Below are 19,618 nucleotides of genomic sequence, written 5' to 3' on the forward strand. Positions count from 1 at the left end.
TCTTGGACACGTTCCCCTTTTTATTAGTAGACTGATCTATCAGTTTAGCGTACTATAACCTTGGCCGCTTTTTCTCCTTCCACCCGCACGAAGTAGATGCCGCCAGGCAGTCCTTCGATCCGGTTTTCTCCGGCAGCGAGTTGCGCGTGGCGGACGATATGTCCTCCGGCATTCACGATTGCGGCCTTGCGGGCGTTGTCGAGGCGGATGTGGAGCACGCTTTCGCGGACGTATACCTGTATGCCGCTTTCGATCTCGGCATTGGCTGTCGGGGTGTCGGGGGTGATGCCTTCGATGGTGATCTCGGTATCTTCATAGATATGTCTGACTATATATTTCCCATCGTTTGTGCGCGGGATGACCGTTTTGCCGTTTGCTTTCACGACTGGAACAGATTGTGTGTAGCCTTCGGCGAGGGTGATCGTGAAACTGAAGTTGTAGCCCTCTTCGATGGTGTAGTCGCCTGCTTTCGGGTTGGTGGTCATGCCTTCGACGGCAGGGAGGGTGACGGTATAGTAGTAGGTGACAGGCGGTGCCCGTTGGCTATATTTTCGAGGATGTAAAGGTACTCCATGTCGTATATGGTTTATAGAATATTTTTTAAGGATTCTTGTGCGGCACGATCGAGGTATTCTGTCGGCGACATGCCGAATTCGGACCGGAAGGTGCGGTAGAAGGTCGTATAGGTCGAGAAGCCGTATTCGGCCCGGAGGATTTCGAACGAGGGTGAGGAACCGGGTGATTCTTGCAGCCTTTTTCCGATTTCTTGCACGTGGATGCGGTTGAGGTATCCATTGACCGCCGTGTCGGCACATTGGCGGATAGCCGAATGCAGATAGGTGGTGTTCGTGCTTAGCAGTTTTGCCAGTTTTTCACGATCCAGTTTTTCATCTGCAAGCAATTCGTGGTGCGTGTGCAACAGCTCTTCGATACGTGCAAATAGAGTCTGAATTTTTTTTTCTTTCATCATAATTTTTTTCATCTGATTAATTCATCGCAGACAAAGGTATATGGGATATAAAGAAACAAGGTTGCACCTGCGGAAATCGTAGTTGCAACCTTGAAAAAACGGGACGCTTAGCGTATGATCATCGAGTAGCCGGATGGCTTCACGCATGTATCTTTCGGCCTCCGGCTCGTTTTGGGTGAGATGGTAGATATAAGCGATGCAGTAGGAACTGGTGCCGAGACCTTCCCTGTGGCCGGCCTTCTGTGCCTCTTTGTAGATACGGCGGGCTTTCCTGAGGGCGCTTTCCGTACGGTTCTGGAGCACTAAGGCTTCGACTTCGGTCTCTAGCACAGTGTAGTATCTGTCCCATTGGCCTTGTCCCCGGAAAAAAGCGGCTTGTATGGGTATTTCGGCATATAGCTTGTCAAACTCTTCGTAGTTGAAAAAGCAATTGAGCTTTTGCATGCGGGCATAACTTTCTTCACGAAGGTCTTTTTGGCGGATTGCTTCAGCCAGATAGGTTTCCAACACTTCCAGTTCTTTCTGCATATCATCGCCCAACGCTGCTTCTTCATAGCGGGCAGCCAATTCCTGCAATAGCTTTTTATCTGTCGCTTCTGCCGGAAGGCTGCATTGGGGAATCTGTAGGAACAAGAAGAGAAAAAGGATCGAAATGAAAGTTCTTGATAGTTTCATGAATAGAGTTGTATTTGAATGCAAATGTATGAAATGAGCATGGAAGTGACATTTCATATTTGGAATTCAGGTTGAAATATAACATAAATTTAAAATCTGTTTATATGCAGATCGAACAAAATGAAATATTTTAGTGTTTACTAATATGCCTAATAAAGATAAAAATATGAATGTAACATATGAAGATGTCCGCAGTTCCGAAGAGATACGGACTTATATCAAACAAGCGGACGAGTCGTTGAAAGCAATCGGCTACACGGAGCATAGCTTTGCCCATTGTACGAAGGTCGCGAAAGTCGCAGGGGATTTATTGGAGAAGTTAGAATATGATGCGCATGAGGTGGAACTGGCCCGGATTGCCGGTTTTATGCACGATATAGGCAATGTGGTGAACCGCATCGACCATGCCCAGAGCGGAGCCATGATGGCTTTCCGGATTTTAGATAAGATGGGAATGCCGCCGGAAGATGTGGCAACAGTTATTACGGCTATCGGCAATCATGACGAGCAGACGGCTGCTGCCGTGAATGCTGTTGCCGCCGCTCTGATCATTGCCGATAAGACGGATGTGCGACGCAGCCGTGTCCGCAACCGCTCCACGATCAATTTCGATATCCACGACCGGGTCAATTATGCAGCCGAGAAATCGGATGTTATATTGGAGCCGGATTCGAAAACGATCACTCTGGATTTGAAGATCAACACCGAAATCTGTGCTGTGATGGACTATTTCGAGATTTTTACCGGACGAATGCTACTTTGCAGGAAAGCGGCGGAATTTCTTGGTCTGCAATTCAAGCTGGATATTAATGATGTCTATTTATTATAATATCATTTGTTTCATATCTTGGAAAAAGTTTATCTTTATTGCGTTTTAACGGAATAAAGGTCCAACTAATCTAATGAATATGAAACTTTTTTTATGCCTTCTTTTTAGCTTGTCTTTCCTCCTCTTCCCTGTTTATGCACAGGAATCGTATGAAACTTATAGTGGTGATACGTTCAAAGAGGGGGATGTGCTTACCCTCGGAGATTTCTATCTGAGTTCGACAAAGTATAGCCATTTGAAATATGCGTATACGGATACTTATGGTAAAGTCCGGTATGAAGCGTTCAGCGGAAAGGATTTGCCTTTTTCCAAGGCGACAATCCGTGAGATTATCCGGCCGGAAGATAAGAATATGTTCCTGAACAACGCTGTCGTGTTTGCTCTGGAAAGTGAGAAAGCTTCCGATAAGAAACTGTTTGTGGAGATTGACCGTGCGATCGAACAAGGCGAGATTGTCGTGAATATGCCTGAACCTGTTATAAAATGCGAGGAAATGACGCTTGAGCAAATGTTTATTTGTTGTGTTCGTGTCAATAAGTTGCCGATAGATGATAAGGTGCTTTTGAATTATATCAGTGCCGTCGATAAAGAATTGGGGCAGGAATGCCGTCGTGATCAGTTTAAATTCCGCAAACTGAAAGAAGAATATCAGGCTCGTCTGGAAAAAGGAATGGCCGATTTTGATTTTACGAAAACCTATTTCATAAAAGTGAACAATAATCATAAAGGTTATAATTTTGACCGTAAGGGCTATCCGTTGTCCTATCCGACACGTTCGGGCAGTTCTCCCAAGCAATGTATTCCTTTCAACGGTTTCAATTTTATGCCGGTTAATCCGGATCAGGCGTTCTTCATCCCTGTGAGCATGGATGATGCGGAAAAATATGAAAAGCGGAGCAGAGGAACCGGTCAGAACGGCTATGTCAGTCCGTTGGTATATACGGTTGTCTATGTGCAGCCTTTAGATAAATATATGGAGCTGTCAAAAGAGAAATACAGTGTTCTCAATGTGGAGAACTTATACCGCTCGACACTGATCGGTGTTAAGATAAAAGGTTTGGATGTCTATGATAATAAAAGTTTCCGGTATAATTTGGTCGGATCGGTTCTGTTTGAATGATCCGACGCGGGTTGTATCGGAAAAAACGTACCTAAAATACCGGAATCGAATAGACCAATCCTAACGAAACGCGGTGTGTGTCGGGATCGATCGCTCCCATATCCAGGGCAGCTTTTTCGAGCTTCACGCCGCGATAGGTATAAAGGAGGAAGATAAAGAGGTCGCTGTTCTTGATCGGGAAAAACTCGAGGCTGCTCTGTGCATTCCAGGAGCGGCGGTACATGCCTTTGGCGAACGGTCCGTTCGCTTTATATACTCGTCCGGTTTCATAAGCACCTTTCACATAGACATTCCAGCGCGGGTGAATCCGGTAGTCGACATCGGCGATGACCGATAGATACTCGGTATTGCAAGCTGTTTGGGCCGTCTCCGGGAGGCGGCTGATGACGCCGTGTTGGTCCAGTCCCTGCCGGGTGTACATGATATCCAGATAAGTCAGCAAAGGCCCTTTCTCAATCGTGTTGCCGCAGGTGAAATAATAGGAATAACGCTTCTGCGTCTGTTGTCCCATAGAAGCAGCATAGCGGAGTTGCAGAACACGGTCGAAATAGTAACTGTTCCAGTTCACCGTGTACATGAAAGGTACTTTAGCCTCCCGTATGTTCTCCGGCAATCCGGTCGGATAGATCTCGTCGTCCTGCCCGCTGCGGTTGTTCACGATCTGGAAACAAAGTTCGTGGTCGGGATTGACTTGCCAGTTGCCTGATATACCCGCCTGATAGCAGGTCAGCAAGTTGTTGAATTCGCTGAATTCGCGGACTTTTATTGAATTGACAAAATATTCGTATCCCCCGAAATTGACAAATTGCTTACCGATCGTAAAGCCAAATTTATCATGTACTTTCAAGTTGACATAGGCCAATTCGAGCGAAGACGAAAGATTATCCAACGAATAAGGGTCCGAGTATTTGTTGAACGACTGCCGGTAGTGGTAGGAGAGGTTTTTCCATACATCCCCTTTTATTTCCAGTCGGACACGATTCAGTTTGAAGTTCATGCCGTCGAAATCGGAGCCGGTGAAATTCGCGTTTGCCGAAGTAAAAAGCTGGAAATTCATTTCTGCGCTTTCGATAACTTTTTTCCCTCCTGTGAGTCGTTCGACCAGAGTCGGTTCCTGCCCGGGAACGGTTTCTTTTTCAACGTCCTGCGCAAAGACGGATGAGACGGATAATAATAGTATTGTCAATAAGTAGAGATGTGTCTTCATATTTCTAAATAAAATGTTTCAGCGTTCAAATATAGTAATTTTATATGACCTTTGGAAATCCGTAATTATTCTTACCTTTGTTGAGGTTTAAATAGGTAATAAGTTTAGGTTATGATTAAAGCAGTATTTTTTGATATTGATGGGACATTGGTCAGCTTTAAAACACATGTAGTCCCTAAATCAACCCTTCATGCGATCGAATTATTGAGGAAGAAGGGAATTAAAGTATTTATAGCAACCGGCCGGCACCGCAGCTCGATTAATAATTTAGGCGATCTCGAGTTTGACGGTTATGTGACGTTAAATGGCGGTTATGTGTTTGCCGGAAAGGACGATGTGATTTATAAGCACAGCATTCCCGATAAAGATATTGAAGCCTTGGTTCGCTATCAGGAAAAGGAAGGTGAGTTTCCCTGTGCATTCGTACAAGAAAACGAGATCTTTATGAACTATACGGATAAAGCGGTAAACGATGTGTTCCACCTGCTGAACTTTCCCGCTCCTCCCATCCGCCCGATCGAGGATATAATAGGAAAGACGGTCTACCAGTTGATCGCTTTTTTTACGGCGGACCAGGAGAAGCGCATCATGAAAGTCTTGTCCCATTGCGAATCGACGCGCTGGAACCCTCTGTTTACGGATGTCGTACCGCTTGGAAGCAGCAAACGGGTAGGCATCGACAAGATGCTGGAGTATTTTCATATCGGATTGGATGAATGTATGGCTTTTGGCGACGGCGGTAATGATATCCAGATGCTCAGCCACGTCGGGAACGGAGTCGCAATGGGTAATGCGGCGAAGGAAGTCATGGATGCAGCTGGCTATGTGACGACCTCTGTCGATGAGAACGGTATATACAATGCGTTGAAACATTTCAACATTATTTGATTTTGAACTGTTAGATATATAAAAAGAATAGTCATGATAGACGAATTATTGAAATTTAATCGTGAATTTGTAAAGAATAAAGGTTACGAGCGGTTTATCACCAATAAGTATCCTGACAAGAAAATCGCGATTGTGTCTTGTATGGACACGCGCCTTACGGAGTTGCTGCCGGCTGCTTTGGGCATAAAGAACGGTGATGTCAAGATCATCAAGAATGCGGGTGCTATTATTTCCCATCCTTTCGGTAGTGTGATCAGGAGTTTGTTGGTTGCCATTTATGAGTTAGGTGTGAATGAAGTCATGATCATCGGCCATACCGATTGCGGAGCCAAGCATATGAACAGCGAACAAATGATCGAGGTGATGAAAAAGCGTGGCATTCCTTCAGAACATATCGATATGATGCGCTACTGCGGCATCGACTTCAAATCGTGGTTGCGCGGGTTCGACACTCCGGAAGGTTCCGTTCGCGAAACAGTGGCTCAGGTACAAAACCATCCGCTGATCCCGAAAGATATTACGGTTCGGGGTTTTGTAATCGACTCGACTACAGGCGAATTGGCGACTGTTGTTTAGTAGGACCAATGCTGAATATATTTAATCAAAACCTAAATATTTTTAAACAGGCAAGGATTTTATATGTTTTACAGCATGAATACGCATAAAATGCGTATCTTTGCATTGTAAACAAAAAGAAAAAGAGAATTTAGGTTTAGTTTTTATTAATCGTTCTCCAAGCGTGGGGAACATAAATGAGTAAAATTATGATGATGAGAGAAAACGAAAAAAGTATGCGTACTTTAGCGATGTTGCGTTATCAGGCTGATCGTTATCAGTCAGTAGGAAACGGTTCAATGTGCCAGCGTTTAAATGCTGAGATCCGCAGATTGATGAACCAAATGAGCGAAAGCTCTAAAAATTGAGTATTAAACAGTAAATAGATTTTTTAGATGCAGTCTCTTCACCGTAGTCTTAAGAAAGACTGGTGAGAGATAGATTGGGGAGGCATTCGACGCTTAAGAGATAGCGGAGTTTGGCCTTTTTTTGTTTTTATGGGGTTAGCTCTACACTTGCCCGGTTCAGTTTTATCTTTCTGTTTTTTATCTTTATCTTTGCCCTATATAGAAAACTATAATCTGTAAAACACAATATTGAAATGAAAAAAGCGGGATTATTCTTAGTCTCTATTGCACTGAGTACTACGTTATGGGCCGAATCGCCCGAGAAGAAGGGACTGGATGTCATAAACAAGGCGAATGCGGAGGCTTATATCGGTTTCCTGGCAAGCGACGCTCTCGAAGGGCGTGAAGCCGGTTTCCGGGGCGGGCGTATTGCCGGCGAATATATTGTTTCGAATCTGAAAACGATGGGGATCGAGCCTTTGTTCGAATCTTATTACCAACCTTTCGAGGCTTATAATAAAGAACGCCAGAAGAAGGGCCGTTTTCAGGTTCACCCGGATTCGATCACGAAGTTGAAACAAGGTGTCCACCAAAAGCTGTCGATGAACAATATCCTGGGGAAGATCGAGGGGAAGAACCCGGACGAATATGTGATTATCGGCGCTCATTACGATCATCTTGGCTTTGATCCGATGCTGGACGGCGACCAGATCTATAACGGAGCCGACGACAATGCTTCAGGTGTCTCGGCTGTCCTGCAAGTCGCTAAGGCGTTTTTGGCAACGGGCGTCCAGCCCGAACGAACTGTTATTTTCGCTTTCTGGGATGGTGAGGAAAAAGGCTTGTTGGGCTCCAAATATTTTGTGCAGACATTCCCGGAGATGGACAAGGTGAAAGGATATCTGAATTATGACATGATAGGCCGTAACAATGACGAGTCCAAACCGACGCATGTTGTTTATTTTTATACGGAAGCACATCCTGTTTTCGGCGACTGGCTAAAGAACGATATTAAGAAATACGGTCTGAATCTGGCTCCTGACTATCGCCCGTGGGATAAGCCGGTAGGAGGGAGCGATAACGCTTCGTTCGCTCTCCTGGATATCCCGGTTATCTGGTATCATACGGACGGTCATCCCGACTACCACATGCCTGGCGACCATGTGGAAAAAATCAACTGGAATAAGATTGTCGACATTACAAAAGCCTCTTTCCTGAATATGTGGAATTTGGCGAATGAGAAAGACTATTGATGTGATTGTTTTGTCATGATTTTTATCACAAAACATATATGTTTGAAAAGGGATGCTTTCCGGTAGTGAAAAGAGCCGTTATTCGTTTGGATAAAGGTGGTAGTCTTTTACGAAAAAGGTATGCACCTTTTCGCCTATAGGCTGGTACCTTTTCTTCAATAGCCTATAGGGTATATTTTATAGCTCCCGTCCCATAAAAACATACCTGTAAGGAGTCTTGTTCGAGTTGCATTCACCCTTCACATCCCTTGTAACTTGCTACATAACTGTTGGTTGCAGTGAACCCTGTGGATGTGAGCTGCTTTTCCGGAAATCGGATTGCCTAACTTTGGGGGTAAGCGTCTCCGCGATCCCCTCCTGCATATTAGTTATTCAATCGGAAGGATTCTATTTATCCGGTAGTAGATTTCTAAAGACTGAATCAGCTTGCATTCACAGGGTGCACAGCAAATTGTTGTATTTAAATTGTTTATGGGGGTGTGAAGGGACACTTTGAAAAAAAATCAAGAGGAAGGGCGGTTTCCCAAACAAAGAAGGTCCGCCCTTCTGTTGCGAAGAGCGGACCTTTCGGAAATGTTCAGTATAAAAATACTCTTATAATTCCCAACCTGGATTTTGTGTCAGATTCGGGTTCAAACCAATTTCGTCTGTCGGGATGGAGAACAGATAGTTTTTAGGTTCGATGAAGTTGGGAACAGGGTTTGTCATACGTTTGGTGTAAACATCGAGTGCACCGTCCACAAAACCTAATTCTTTAAGAAGCTTGTCATATTCTTCTTGTGAGTACGCTGTTGGATCATCAGTGCTTTTTGCGATATCAGGCATAAAACCTAATTTCTTTTTATTTAGGCGCAAACCGCAAGCCCAACGCATCAAGTCACTATAACGCAGACCTTCCGCCATTAATTCCACACGGCGTTCACGACGGATTTCACGGATCAGGTTGGCATTCGCACCTTTGATAGTCGGGTATTCTTCCACTAACTTCGGATCTTGTTCAGGATTGGCGGTTAAGTGATGAGTGAAACCGACACGGTCACGCAGGGCATTGATTGTTTTGTCCAATTCCGGATCCAAGCCTAATTCGGCACCGGCTTCAGCGCGTATCAAGAGGATTTCGCCGTAACGGAATATGGGGGCATCCATTGTTCCCATGTTATGTGTAGTCGTAAATTCTTCAGGATTGAAGAATTTGGCTACGGCATAACCGGTAGACGACTGGTAAAGTCCGCTCAACAGGCTGCTTATGCCTGGGCGTTTGCCATTGAGTTGATAAGAGTGTTCGCCAGCTTCAGGTGAAGCTACAGTCTGCAACAGGCGCGGATCACGGTTGTTGAGTTCGGCAACCAGTGTCGTGTGTGTCGTATGTCCTTCGCATCCGCAAAGTGAGATAGGTTTTCCTGTTTTTGCACAAAGATAATCTTCAACAGCATCGCGGCTGAAACCGATAGGCGATTCACCGACACCGATCATACGGGATACGTTGTTTGCTCCACCGACTGCCGGATCATATTCTCTGGAAAGAATAATTTCAGGATTGCCGTTATAGTCTGCCTGGATGAATAACTCGTGGTATGCCTGGCTGGGGCTGGAACCCTGGAAAAGCGAATAGCCGTATTCCGGTTTCATCAGTTCACCGGCTGCATCGTAAGCCGCTTGCAGGAATTCCGTGTCTCCTTCGATGTTGTGATAGCGACGGAAAGTCCCTTCAAACAGGCATAAGCGTGCTTTCAATGCCAGAGCAGCATCTTTGCTGATACGGCTGACGCCGGTTGTTGCTTTCGTAGGCAGCCATGCAATTGCCTGATTGATATCTTTCAATACATTTGCCATAACAACTGTCCGCGAATCGCGTGCTTTGTAAATGTCTTCGTCTCCTGGAATCAATACATGGTCATACCAGGGCACGTCGCCGAAACGACGTACTTTGTTGAAATAATCCATGCTTTTGAAAAAGAGGATTTCACCTGCATAACGTTGTTTTACGCTTTCCGCTACGGGTGAAAGTTCGTAGTATTCGAGGAATGAGTTACAAGCACGTACTATTTCCCATTTCCAGTTGTCTTTGTCTTTCGTGGAAATACTATGTTGGCTGAATGCCACTTCATTCGGACTCCACGGAAGGATATTGTCGGATTGGAAGTCACCTTCCATCATGCCGAAACTATATCCGTTGAATGCTCCGTGCCCGCTTAGCATATCGGGATAAAGAGTATTGCAATAAGATTGCAGCGTTTCTTCATTGGCGTTTGCGAAAGTTTCTTCCGTACTGACGAATTCGATAGGTTCTTTATCCAGTACGTCACAACTTTGTGCTGCGAAGAACAGCAAGCCGCAGAATGATATGATTGACTTTTTCATGTTCTTTTTTCTCTTTTAAAATGTTACATTAATACCAAATGAATAAGAACGGGTAAACGGATAAACACGTCCTCCGCTATCAGTAGCTAAGCTTCCGACTGTTACTTCATTACCGTTGCTGTCTTTAGTCGAAGATTGGCGGCTTCCCACTACGTCCGGATCCAGATATTTGTACAAACCGGTTGCCTCCCAAAGGTTCTGCCCGCTGACATATACTTTCAGTTGTTGGATTCCGATGCGGCTGGTCAGTGATTTCGGGATCGTATAGCTCAGCGTTACGTCTTTCAGACGAATGTAAGCTCCATTCTGGATATATTTGGTTTGAACCTGTTTACTTCTGTTGTTGAACAAAGGAACAGGGTAGTAAGCATCCGTGTTGGATTCGGACCATGAGTTGTCGACATGGTAGTCATTCAGACAGGAAGACCACAAACCATCGTATCCCCAGAAGATCGGGCTATCCAACCAAATGTCACGCTTCATCGTTCCCTGGAAGAACAAACGCAGGTCGAAACCTTTCCATGAACCGCCGAGATTGATGTTGAAGTTGTAACGCGGTGTGTTGTTACCAATCACTTTACGGTCGCCTGAGTCTCCTACGCGGTTGTTTCCCTGGTTGATTTTATTATCTCCGTTCAAATCTGCATATTTGATATCACCGGGAATCCAGGTTGAGCTGATAAATGATTGTTTATTGGCCATTTCAGCAGCTTCTTCTGAATTTTGGATGAAACCTTCTGTTACATACCCCCAGATTTCACCGATCTTCATTCCTTCGTAATAAGTTTCATTCAAACTCTTCGTCGGATTATCGTAGCGAGTTATCTCAGATGTATTGTCGGACAATCCAACGCCGATGGAATAGTTCAGCGGGCTTCCGGCAACGTCCTTGATTTCATCGTTCCAGGTCAGCGACAGTTCCATACCTTTGGTACGCATGTCGGCGATATTTTCTTTACCTCCTGATGTGCCTAATACGGCTGGATATGTACGGCTGACTACCATGTCTTTTGTATCGCGGATATAGTAGTCGAATGATCCTGTCAGGCGTCCGTTCAACATGGTCCAGTCTAAACCGACGTTTGTCGTGTAAACCTTTTCCCAGGTGATATTAGTACTTGCCAACGTCGGTGCAGTCAAACCTCCGGCCATTTGTCCGTTGATCAGGTAGCTCAATGTCTTACTGTTCAGATAACTGAGGTATTGGAAATTACCGTCGGTTACCTGGTTACCCAAACCTCCGTAAGACGCTCTCAGTTTTAAATTGTCAAAGATGTTGCGTGCAGCTTCGAAGAATGGTTCTTCGGAGATACGCCAACCGGCGGATACTGAAGGAAAGAATCCCCACTGGTCCCCACTTGCATATTTGGACGAACCGTCATAACGTCCGTTTACTTCGATCAGATAACGCTGCATGTAATCATAGTTCAAACGGAAGAATGCACCCTGTACAGCCCAGATCGTTCCAGTATAGACAGGCATTTGATGCGTGTTGGCAAGGTCGATAATCGGTTTGTCGTTGTTGAACAGGTTCTGTGTCGTTACTGACAGGTTATTTGTCTTTTTGCTTTCCTGGTTGTAACCGATCATTATGCCGAAATTGTGTGCATCGTTGAATGATTTTTTATAATCAGCATATATGTTCAATGCCTGATAAGTCGTACTGTAACGTGCTTCTTTTAATGAATTAGTATTACCCGCAACCGCACTTTGACTTCCGTCCGGATTGGTCTGGTAAATAGTCTTAACGTTTTCAGTATGATTTTCGTAGTATTTGTTACCAGTATAATCTCCCTTGATAGACAAACCTGCAAGAGGAGTAAGGTTGAAAGCAGCCGTATACCAGAAATCGTCTGAATTCATCTTGTTTCGTCCGGCAAGCGCCATACGCCCCGGCATGTTATAGTTGAATCCGGAACCTCCTATACCTGCATAATCTCCGTTTGCCGTATACATCGGAATCCACGGGAATGAACGGTAGACTTCATAGTGTGGGGATGATCCCATATATGAATAAGTATTAGGAGTGTCGGAAGTGTTACGGTTGTATTTCGTTCGGAATGTCATTTCAAACCATTTTGTGATTTGGGTTGAATAGTTGAACGTCATGTTGATGCGGTTATATTTGTCTGTCCCGTGACGGAAAAGCCCGTCCTGGCCTTTATAACCGAGAGAACCGTAATAGGTGCTTTTTTCAGATCCGCCGCTTATGCTTGCATTATGCTGCTGCATGAAAGCCGGTTTGTACATCTCTTCAAACCAATCCGTATTACCGGCATACCCCCATTCGCCCATAGCGGTAATTTGTCCGTTTGTCTCCAGAAAAGAAGATGGACCTGTACCCGCAATGTAGCTGTTTACTGCGTTAATAAGTTCCTGGCTGAATTTCTTTGCATTTGAGTTGTCTGCTGCCGTGTTCATAGTGGCAAGCCACTTATCGGAAGAAATGCCTTCCGGCAGCCGGGATGCTGTTGACCAGGACAAGTTGTTGTTGTAGTTGACCTGTACCTTCTGCTCCTTCTTCCCTTTCTTTGTTGTGATTAAAACAACACCGAATGCAGCACGTGCACCGTAGATAGAAGCGGATGCGGCATCCTTTAATACGGATACGCTTTCAATATCCTGCGGGTTCAGCAGAGAGAGGTCTGCTGTCTCGACACCATCGACCAACAATAAAGCGGAACCACCGTTCATAGACGTTGCACCACGAATGTTAAACGTCGTGCTTGCTGTCGGGTCTCCACTGGCAAAGTCAATGTTCAAGTTCGGCACGACACCTTGCAAACCTTGCGCGATATTACCGATCGGACGGTCTTCCAATATATCACCGTCTGCAATCCCTACGGCGCCTGTCAGGTTAACCTTCTTTTGTACACCATAACCAACGACCACGACTTCTTCCAGTTTCTGGGTGTCTTCTGCCAATTTGATTTGAAGAGTAGTTTGTCCGGTGTATTTGATCTCCTGGGTGGTGAAACCAATGAAGGAGATCTGGATAATATCTCCGTTCTTTACACCTTCCAATGTGAAATTACCATCCATGTCGGTAATGTTTCCATTGGTTGTTCCTTTCACGACGACTGATGCTCCGGCGACAGGGCCCAGATCATCTTCCACAGTACCTGTAACTTTTCCGCTTTGCTGGGAAATGTTCATGCTTTGCTTGGCGGGCATTGTTTCTGCAAAAATACTTGCAGGGAGACAAGTTGCACCTGCCAGCAAGATTAAGCTGATAGGTTTGAAATTTTTCAACATAATTTGTGTCTTATATTTAATTGAAAGAATGCTCTTTTAATTAAAATGATGGCGCTTGTTATCGCTTTTCTACATCATGTATACAAAATGTTAGAGTTTTTTAGTTTTTGCGTATAGTGTTTATCTGTGTTTGTAATTAGTTCTAAAAGAACTCAGGTATATTTTGCCTTGATATGATTTTAGTCTTCCTGAGTAAAATGCTGATTAACAAGAATCTGTAAAGATGGAAGTCCTTTTATGTAATAATTACTTAAAAGGCATAAGTCTCTTTGGTGCACTTTTTTTGACAAGTCAGCAGTACTTCGACCTCGTTTTTTTATTTACCTATTTTATAGAGCTATATATTTTCAATTATCATATTGTGTTGACAAACAGAACAATAGTAAAGATTACTCCAAAGGACAGAGTGTTAAAAAAGAGACTTCTACGTATTTTTTTAAGAAAAATAACAGGGTGACGGAAAATTTTCATATCTTTGACACCGATATGAAATGTGCGGAGTTCTTTTAGAACTAATATCATTTAAACACTAAAACGAAGATGTGTAGAACTTGCTTATTTCATTAAATAATAAGTTATTATGGAAATTAGAGTAATTCTTTCAATTAAATAAAACACAAATTATGTTTAAAAGAATCAGACCTATCAGCTTAATTTTATTGGCTGGAGCGTTTTCTTTCCCTAAAAGCGCTTTAGCCGAACCGACCATAGTCGGAGAAAGCACGAACATTTCCCAACAAAGTGGTAAATGTTCAGGTATTGTAGAAGATGATTTCGGACCCGTTGCCGGAGCATCTGTGATTGTAAAAGGAACCACCAATGGTATCATGACGGACATGGATGGTAATTTTACTTTGGAAGGTGTAAAGAAAGGGGATATTATCGTGATTTCTTTTATTGGTTACACGACTCAGGAAATCCCATATACCGGGCAGGCATCTCTCCAGATCAAATTAGTAGAAGACACCCAAAAATTGGATGAAGTCGTTGTCGTTGGTTTCGGTACTCAGAAAAAGGTGAATTTAACAGGTTCTGTCGGAACGGTTAATTCGGAGGCGTTGGAGTCTCGTCCTGTAATGAATGCCACACAAGCCCTGCAGGGTATGGTACCGGGTTTGCAGATTTCTTCGTCCAGTGGTAGTTTGGAGAAAACGGCAGATATACAAGTACGTGGTACTGCTACTATCGGTGAAGGTTCCAAAGGTAGTCCGCTGGTTTTGATCGACGGCATGGAAGGTGATATCAACTCTATCAACCCACAGGATATTGAAAATATTTCCGTTTTGAAGGATGCAGCCGCTTCTTCTATTTACGGTTCCCGTGCTCCTTTCGGTGTGATCCTTATTACCACAAAAAGCGGTAGAACAGGAAAACCGGTAGTAAACTACAACAATAGTTTCCGTTGGAACGATCCGGTGAAGACTCCAAATCAGATGGATTCATATACGTTCGCTACTTTCTATAATGACGCAGCGATCAATGCCGGACAGACTCCGCATTTCACTACCGACCATTTGCAGCGAATTAAAGATTATCAGAACGGAACATTGAAAGATCCTATTATTGCGAATGGTCAATATTGGGCAGACGGTTATGCTGCCGGTAATGCGAATACGGATTGGTATGATGCTCTGTATCGGGATTGGGCTTTCTCACAAGAGCATAACCTGAGTGTTAATGGCGGTACGGAAAAGATTAGCTATTATCTGTCAATGAACTATCTGGATCAGAATGGTTTGATGGAGTTCAACCAAGATCAGTATAACCGCTATACTACGACTGCTAAAATTAATGTGACTTTGACAGACTGGGCAAAGTTCAATTACAGCAACCGTTTCACTCGTGAAGATTACGGACGTCCTGCCGATTTGACTGACGACTTGTATTACAACTTGGCCCGTCAGGGATGGCCTACATTGCCACTATATGACAGTAATGGGTATTTATATTCTTCTCCTTCTCCGGCATTAGGCCTGCGCGATGGAGGTCGTGATAAAACACAAACTGATAATTTATATCAACAGGCTTCATTAATTCTTGAACCGATTAAGAACTGGGTTACACATGTTGACTTTAACTATCGTATCAAATCAGCCAATCGTCATTGGGACAAGCAGTTGACTTATAACCATGACATTGATGGTAATCCGTATGTTTATAATCAAAGTTCGAATGTGCATGAAGATTACCTGAAAGAAAATTATATGAATATCAATGCTTATACAGAGTATTCACATAGTTTGGAATCAGGTCATAACTTCAAGGCGATGGTTGGTTTCCAGGCTGAGCGCTTGAGCCAGACTAAATTTGGTTTGCAGCGGAATGGCATTATCGTACCGGGATTACCGGAAGTCGATATCACTACTGGCTTGGACTATCAGGGCAATCCGGTGACTCCTTCGACAAACGGTTCACGTGCACGTTGGAGCACAGCCGGTTTCTTCGGCCGTTTGAACTATGACTATGAGGGTAGATATCTGGCAGAAGTGAACCTGCGCTATGATGGAACTTCCCGTTTCCGTGAAGATCAGCGCTGGAACTGGTTCCCTTCCTTCTCTGTGGGTTGGAATGTAGCTCGAGAAGAATTTTGGGGCGATTTGGCTGAATATGTCGGAACATTCAAATTCCGTGGATCGTATGGTGAACTGGGTAACCAGAATACAACTGAATGGTATCCGACTTACCAGTCTTTGTCTGTAAAGGCGAGTGACGGTAAATGGTTGCAGGGAGGTATTCTTCCGAATGCTGCTTATGTGCCGGCACTAATCAGTTCTACCTTAGGTTGGGAACGTGTTCGCAACTGGAATATCGGTTTGGACTTCGGTGCTCTGAATAACCGTTTGACCGGATCGTTCGATTATTACCAGCGTAAGACATTGGATATGATCGGCCCGGCTCCTGAGTTGCCTGCTATCCTGGGACTGGATGTTCCGAAGACGAACAATACCGACTTGAAAACCTATGGTTTCGATTTGAATATCAGTTGGCAAGACCGTTTAAAAAATGGATTGGGCTATGGCGTGACATTTATCCTTTCCGATGCACAAACTGAAATTACCCGTTATCCGAACCCGACCGGTACATTGGATAAATATAATGCCGGCCGTAAGATGGGTGAAATCTGGGGATATGAAACAATTGGCATTGCAAAATCACAGAGTGAAATGGATGAACACCTGGCTTCATTGCCTAACGGCGGACAGAATGCACTGGGTACGAACTGGGCAGCCGGTGATATCATGTATGCCGATCTGAATGGTGACGGTAAGATCGATAACGGTGGAAACAAGTTGGATGACCATGGCGATATGAAAGTGATTGGTAATGAAACTCCCCGTTTCCAGTTCGGTCTGGATCTGAATGCAGATTGGAAAGGTTTTGATTTCCGTGCTTTCTTCCAAGGTGTGATGAAACGCGACTATTGGCAGGGTAGCTCTTATTTCTGGGGAGTTGGTAACAGTGGTATCTGGCATTCAACTGGTTTTGTAGAACATGCAGACTATTTCCGTGCCGAAGCTTCTAATGATTTATCTGCTAACCTGAATGCTTATTATCCGCGTCCTATCTTTGATTCTGATAAGAATAACAAGAAACAAACCCGTTATTTGCAGAATGCTGCTTACATCCGTTTGAAGAACGTTCAGTTAGGATATACATTGCCTTCTACATTGACTAATAAGATCTATGTCAATAAACTACGTGTATTCGTTTCAGGTGAAAACTTGTGGACAGGTACATCTCTGGCCAATATGTTCGACCCGGAAACCGTTAGCGGCGGTAAAGACAATAATGGTAATGCTTATCCATTGTCAAAGACAATATCATTTGGTATTAGTGTAACTTTATAATAACAGGAAACAATGAAACAAATCAATATATTTAAACATGTTGCAGGAGTGGCCCTGCTGGGACTGTTGTGTTCCTGCAATGACTTTTTGGATGAAACTCCCAAGTCGACTATCTCTCCGGAAAATTATTTGACTGAAGAATCTCAGTTGGCATCTTATGCAAACGGGCTATATGCCGATATTTTGCCTTCGCACGGTAACTGGAGCTATGGAACGTTCGGTACGGATCAGCATACGGATAACCAGGCTTATATTAATTATGACAATAAATATATTCCGGGACAGTGGAAGACAATACAGTCACAGAAGGCGGACGATGACCCATATCGTTTCAAATTCATCTACAGCTGTAACTATTTCCTTGAAAATGTGATGCCGCGCTATACAGCCAAGCAGATCAGCGGTTCGGATGCGAATATCCGCCATTATATCGGAGAAATGTATTTTCTGCGTGCTTATGAGTATTTCAAACGCTATCAAATGTTCGGCGACTTCCCTATCGTGCGGAATACGTTGCCCGACCAGATGGATCCGCTGGTAGAAGCCAGCAAACGTTCGCCGCGTAACGAAGTGGCCCGTTTCATCATTTCCGACCTGGATTCGGCTATCGTGTTGATGGAATCTAATCCAGATAAGGCAAAGACACGTATTAACAAGGAGTCTGCTTTACTTTTGAAGTCTCGTGTTGCCTTGTTTGAAGGTACCTGGTTGAAATATTTCAAAAATACGGCATTCGTTCCGAACGGTCCGGGGTGGCCGGGAAAAGAAAAAGATTACAATGCTAATTACCAGTACCCGACTGGCGATATCGACAGCGAAATCAACTATTTCCTCACACTGGCAATGGAGGCTTCTCAGGAAGTGGCTGATGCAACAGTCTTGGTTGAAAACACCGGATTGGTACAGCAAGCTGCTACGGAACCTGCTAACCCATATATGGATATGTTCTCGGCCGTGGATATGTCATCCTATAGCGAAGTACTGTTGTGGCGTCCGTATAGCAAAGGGCTCGGACAGGTACATTGTGTGGTTGTAGGAGCACAGTTCGGTGATTACGGTGTCGGGGTGACTCGCGGTATGGTCGACGGCTTCCTGATGGCAAACGGTCTGCCGATCTATGCAGCCGGTAGTGGCTATAAGGGTGACGAGACGATTGCGGATGTCCGCAAGGAACGTGATTCCCGCTTGACGATCTTCCTGAAAGAACCGGGACAGAAAAACATCTTGATCGAGGCTGTCGAAGGCGACCATGCCGTTCCGGTAGAACCTGTTCCCAATATCCTGACGGGTGATGCTGCCAAAGGTTATGCAACCGGTTATGCCTTGCGTAAAGGCGGTAGCTTCGACCAAGCACAATGTGTGAACGGTGAAAACTATACTGGTTCCATCACTTTCCGTGCATCGGAAGCTTTGCTGAACTATATGGAGGCATGCTATGAAAAAAATGGAAACCTGGATGCAAAAGCACAGAGCTATTGGAGAGCTTTGCGCGAACGTGCCCATGTCGATCCGGATTACAATAAGACAATCGCTGCCACCGTTATGAGCGAAGAAGCTAAGAATGACTGGGGTGCTTATTCCGCCGGTCAGTTGATCGATCCGACTTTGTATAACATCCGTCGTGAACGTCGTTGCGAATTGATGGCCGAAGCGTTGCGTTATATGGATTTGTGCCGTTGGAGATCAATGGATCAGATGATCACAACCCCGTATCATATCGAAGGTATAAAGATCTGGGGCGAAATGCAGAATTGGTATAAAGATGAAACAACCGGTGAAAGCCTGCTGGTCTACGGTATGGAAAATCCGAAAGCAAATGTTTCGGCTCCGAATCTCAGCAAATACTATCGTCCGTATGAAAAGTTGTCTAACTCGATTGCAAAAGATGGTTACAAATGGGCAATGGCTCATTACCTGAAGCCGATTAACATCCAGCATCTGGACATCACTTCCGGTAGCGGAGATGTTTCATCTTCTCCGATTTATCAGAATCCGTATTGGCCGACTGCTGCCAACCAGGGTGCTCTGCAATAAACATTTCTTAATAGTTATAAGTCTTTAAGGGCCGCCGGCTGTCTCTGTGGAGGAGACGGTTGGCGGCTTTTTAATTTTTTGTACCCAAATCAAAAAAAAACTTTTTGTTTTTTTCTTTTCTGACTTTCTATCCGTCTGCTCTAATCCTTGTGAAACAATTTATGGGTATGCTTCCGGTATATTTTTCCTGTATGACCTTCTATTTGTCGGAAAAGTTAAATACAAAACAACTTCTCTTTTTTTGTGTTACATATATCAAAAAAGACGTTGGTTTCT

At 44.3% G+C, this 19,618-nt stretch carries 14 protein-coding genes; 8 read left to right on the forward strand and 6 right to left on the reverse strand.

Going from position 1 to position 19,618, the window contains the following annotated elements:
• Nucleotides 1-44: 44 nt before the first annotated feature.
• The 3 genes from ACPYIV_RS03970 to ACPYIV_RS03980 all read right to left on the reverse strand — a co-directional run bounded on the left by ACPYIV_RS03970 (nucleotide 45) and on the right by ACPYIV_RS03980 (nucleotide 1,645).
• The gene (locus ACPYIV_RS03970) at nucleotides 45-485 is read right to left on the reverse strand and encodes a DUF6383 domain-containing protein (protein ID WP_425885652.1); all 441 of its coding nucleotides are present in this window, start codon (nucleotides 483-485) and stop codon (nucleotides 45-47) included.
• 101 nt (nucleotides 486-586) lie between these two features.
• On the reverse strand, nucleotides 587-982 hold the full coding sequence (locus ACPYIV_RS03975) for a helix-turn-helix domain-containing protein (RefSeq protein ID WP_425885654.1): 396 nt from the start codon (nucleotides 980-982) through the stop codon (nucleotides 587-589).
• Nucleotides 983-991: 9 nt separating this feature from the next.
• Entirely contained in the window at nucleotides 992-1,645 is a 654-nt protein-coding gene (locus ACPYIV_RS03980) for a hypothetical protein (protein ID WP_425885656.1), read from the reverse strand.
• 166 nt (nucleotides 1,646-1,811) lie between these two features.
• Between ACPYIV_RS03980 and ACPYIV_RS03985 the strand changes: the two genes are divergently transcribed.
• Together ACPYIV_RS03985 and ACPYIV_RS03990 are read left to right on the forward strand one after the other, a co-directional pair.
• A complete protein-coding gene (locus tag ACPYIV_RS03985) occupies nucleotides 1,812-2,474 on the forward strand; it encodes an HD domain-containing protein (RefSeq protein WP_293733010.1) in 663 nt (220 codons plus the stop codon).
• Between the two features lie 79 nt (nucleotides 2,475-2,553).
• On the forward strand, nucleotides 2,554-3,594 hold the full coding sequence (locus ACPYIV_RS03990; protein ID WP_425885659.1) for a DUF4852 domain-containing protein: 1,041 nt from the start codon (nucleotides 2,554-2,556) through the stop codon (nucleotides 3,592-3,594).
• A gap of 31 nt (nucleotides 3,595-3,625) precedes the next feature.
• Here ACPYIV_RS03990 and ACPYIV_RS03995 read toward each other — a convergent pair whose 3' ends face one another.
• Nucleotides 3,626-4,801, reverse strand: a complete 1,176-nt coding sequence (locus ACPYIV_RS03995; protein ID WP_293733012.1) for a porin — start codon at nucleotides 4,799-4,801, stop codon at nucleotides 3,626-3,628.
• A 111-nt stretch (nucleotides 4,802-4,912) separates the two neighbouring features.
• On the opposite strand from ACPYIV_RS03995, the gene ACPYIV_RS04000 reads away from it, so the two are divergent.
• The 4 genes from ACPYIV_RS04000 to ACPYIV_RS04015 all read left to right on the forward strand — a co-directional run bounded on the left by ACPYIV_RS04000 (nucleotide 4,913) and on the right by ACPYIV_RS04015 (nucleotide 7,844).
• Nucleotides 4,913-5,689: a Cof-type HAD-IIB family hydrolase gene (locus ACPYIV_RS04000; RefSeq protein ID WP_293733013.1), complete on the forward strand. Its 777-nt coding sequence runs from the start codon at nucleotides 4,913-4,915 to the stop codon at nucleotides 5,687-5,689.
• 33 nt (nucleotides 5,690-5,722) lie between these two features.
• A complete protein-coding gene (locus ACPYIV_RS04005; protein WP_293733014.1) occupies nucleotides 5,723-6,265 on the forward strand; it encodes a beta-class carbonic anhydrase in 543 nt (180 codons plus the stop codon).
• A 188-nt stretch (nucleotides 6,266-6,453) separates the two neighbouring features.
• Entirely contained in the window at nucleotides 6,454-6,612 is a 159-nt protein-coding gene (locus ACPYIV_RS04010; RefSeq protein WP_293733015.1) for a hypothetical protein, read from the forward strand.
• Between the two features lie 233 nt (nucleotides 6,613-6,845).
• Nucleotides 6,846-7,844 carry a M28 family metallopeptidase gene (locus ACPYIV_RS04015; protein WP_301704591.1) on the forward strand — a complete coding sequence of 333 codons (999 nt, stop codon included), beginning with the start codon at nucleotides 6,846-6,848 and terminating at the stop codon, nucleotides 7,842-7,844.
• Nucleotides 7,845-8,438: 594 nt separating this feature from the next.
• Here ACPYIV_RS04015 and ACPYIV_RS04020 read toward each other — a convergent pair.
• Both ACPYIV_RS04020 and ACPYIV_RS04025 read right to left on the reverse strand, forming a co-directional pair.
• Nucleotides 8,439-10,205 carry a RagB/SusD family nutrient uptake outer membrane protein gene (locus tag ACPYIV_RS04020; RefSeq protein WP_301706487.1) on the reverse strand — a complete coding sequence of 589 codons (1,767 nt, stop codon included), beginning with the start codon at nucleotides 10,203-10,205 and terminating at the stop codon, nucleotides 8,439-8,441.
• 15 nt (nucleotides 10,206-10,220) lie between these two features.
• The gene (locus ACPYIV_RS04025; RefSeq protein WP_425885663.1) at nucleotides 10,221-13,460 is read right to left on the reverse strand and encodes a SusC/RagA family TonB-linked outer membrane protein; all 3,240 of its coding nucleotides are present in this window, start codon (nucleotides 13,458-13,460) and stop codon (nucleotides 10,221-10,223) included.
• 623 nt (nucleotides 13,461-14,083) lie between these two features.
• Between ACPYIV_RS04025 and ACPYIV_RS04030 the strand changes: the two genes are divergently transcribed.
• Nucleotides 14,084-17,308: a SusC/RagA family TonB-linked outer membrane protein gene (locus tag ACPYIV_RS04030; RefSeq protein ID WP_293733449.1), complete on the forward strand. Its 3,225-nt coding sequence runs from the start codon at nucleotides 14,084-14,086 to the stop codon at nucleotides 17,306-17,308.
• Nucleotides 17,309-17,320: 12 nt separating this feature from the next.
• Entirely contained in the window at nucleotides 17,321-19,342 is a 2,022-nt protein-coding gene (locus ACPYIV_RS04035; RefSeq protein WP_293733448.1) for a RagB/SusD family nutrient uptake outer membrane protein, read from the forward strand.
• Nucleotides 19,343-19,618 lie beyond the last annotated feature (276 nt).

This window comes from Parabacteroides vesiculifaciens (assembly GCF_049860805.1).
GTDB lineage: Bacteria > Bacteroidota > Bacteroidia > Bacteroidales > Tannerellaceae > Parabacteroides.

What these genes read in the sequence shown, in the direction of transcription:
- ACPYIV_RS03980 (WP_425885656.1), bottom strand. Translation starts at nt 1,645, where the DNA reads ATGAAACTATCAAGAACTTTCATTTCGATCCTTTTTCTCTTCTTGTTC.
- ACPYIV_RS03990 (WP_425885659.1), top strand. Translation starts at nt 2,554, where the DNA reads ATGAAACTTTTTTTATGCCTTCTTTTTAGCTTGTCTTTCCTCCTCTTC.
- ACPYIV_RS04035 (WP_293733448.1), top strand. Translation starts at nt 17,321, where the DNA reads ATGAAACAAATCAATATATTTAAACATGTTGCAGGAGTGGCCCTGCTG.
- ACPYIV_RS04015 (WP_301704591.1), top strand. Translation starts at nt 6,846, where the DNA reads ATGAAAAAAGCGGGATTATTCTTAGTCTCTATTGCACTGAGTACTACG.
- ACPYIV_RS03985 (WP_293733010.1), top strand. Translation starts at nt 1,812, where the DNA reads ATGAATGTAACATATGAAGATGTCCGCAGTTCCGAAGAGATACGGACT.
- ACPYIV_RS04020 (WP_301706487.1), bottom strand. Translation starts at nt 10,205, where the DNA reads ATGAAAAAGTCAATCATATCATTCTGCGGCTTGCTGTTCTTCGCAGCA.
- ACPYIV_RS04030 (WP_293733449.1), top strand. Translation starts at nt 14,084, where the DNA reads ATGTTTAAAAGAATCAGACCTATCAGCTTAATTTTATTGGCTGGAGCG.
- ACPYIV_RS03970 (WP_425885652.1), bottom strand. Translation starts at nt 485, where the DNA reads ATGACCACCAACCCGAAAGCAGGCGACTACACCATCGAAGAGGGCTAC.
- ACPYIV_RS03995 (WP_293733012.1), bottom strand. Translation starts at nt 4,801, where the DNA reads ATGAAGACACATCTCTACTTATTGACAATACTATTATTATCCGTCTCA.
- ACPYIV_RS04010 (WP_293733015.1), top strand. Translation starts at nt 6,454, where the DNA reads ATGATGATGAGAGAAAACGAAAAAAGTATGCGTACTTTAGCGATGTTG.
- ACPYIV_RS04025 (WP_425885663.1), bottom strand. Translation starts at nt 13,460, where the DNA reads ATGTTGAAAAATTTCAAACCTATCAGCTTAATCTTGCTGGCAGGTGCA.
- ACPYIV_RS04000 (WP_293733013.1), top strand. Translation starts at nt 4,913, where the DNA reads ATGATTAAAGCAGTATTTTTTGATATTGATGGGACATTGGTCAGCTTT.
- ACPYIV_RS03975 (WP_425885654.1), bottom strand. Translation starts at nt 982, where the DNA reads ATGAAAAAAATTATGATGAAAGAAAAAAAAATTCAGACTCTATTTGCA.
- ACPYIV_RS04005 (WP_293733014.1), top strand. Translation starts at nt 5,723, where the DNA reads ATGATAGACGAATTATTGAAATTTAATCGTGAATTTGTAAAGAATAAA.